A 779-nucleotide genomic window follows, 5' to 3' on the forward strand; every position below is an offset into this window, starting at 1 on the left:
AGAGGTTTATCAGCAACAGCTGTGGCAGAAGATCGACGCCGATACCCGCGCGCAGGCCAAAGCCCTGGGGGGCGAAATTATCAAAGTGGATAAAGCGCCGTTCCGCGCCGCCGTGCAGCCGCTATTTGATGACTTTAAGAAAGATCCAAAACAGGCCGCTCTGCTGGCCAAATTTGACGCTGCCGCTGAATAACCTTTAACGGGCCAGCCCCTGGCCCGCTTCACCAGGAAATCAATGATGATACTTAACCGCATAAAGCTAGCGGTGGACCGCACCATCGCCGCATTCTCTGTCGTCGTAATGATTGCGCTGGTTGTCTGCGTCGTCTGGCAGGTGTTCAGCCGCTACGTGCTCAACCAGCCTAGCACCCTGACCGACGAACTGGCGCGTTTCTTAATGATCTGGGTCGGGCTACTGGGTGCGGCCTATACCGTCGGCGCCCAGCGTCATCTGGCGATCGATTTACTTACACTGATGCTCTCTTCCCGCAAGCAGGCACTGCTCAGCGTCATTATCAATCTGCTTATCTTTCTGTTTGCTGGCTCAGTGATTGTTACCGGCGGCGTAAAACTGATTGAAAAAACGCTGTCGACCGCCCAGGTCTCAGCCGCGATGCAGATCCCGATGGGCTATGTGTATCTGATCCTGCCGCTCACCGGCATCATGATGATGTTTTACGCGTTGTGTTTTATCAGCAACGGTCTAAAAAGCATGAAACATTCAGAAGCAGGAGCAAATTAATGGATAGCTATATTGCACTGACGCTGTTTGGCTCGTT

General features: G+C 53.1%; 1 protein-coding gene and 1 pseudogene. Both read left to right on the forward strand.

The features are described from left to right. Positions 1 to 193, forward strand: a pseudogene (locus CWM53_RS19575) (TRAP transporter substrate-binding protein); the annotation flags it as partial. A 45-nt stretch (positions 194 to 238) separates the two neighbouring features. Then, positions 239 to 742 carry a TRAP transporter small permease gene (locus CWM53_RS19580; RefSeq protein ID WP_100680699.1) on the forward strand — a complete coding sequence of 168 codons (504 nt, stop codon included), beginning with the start codon at positions 239 to 241 and terminating at the stop codon, positions 740 to 742. Positions 743 to 779 lie beyond the last annotated feature (37 nt).

Origin of the sequence: Klebsiella sp. A-Nf5 (assembly GCF_002810545.1) — a bacterium.
GTDB classification, from domain to species: Bacteria; Pseudomonadota; Gammaproteobacteria; order Enterobacterales; family Enterobacteriaceae; genus Klebsiella; species Klebsiella variicola.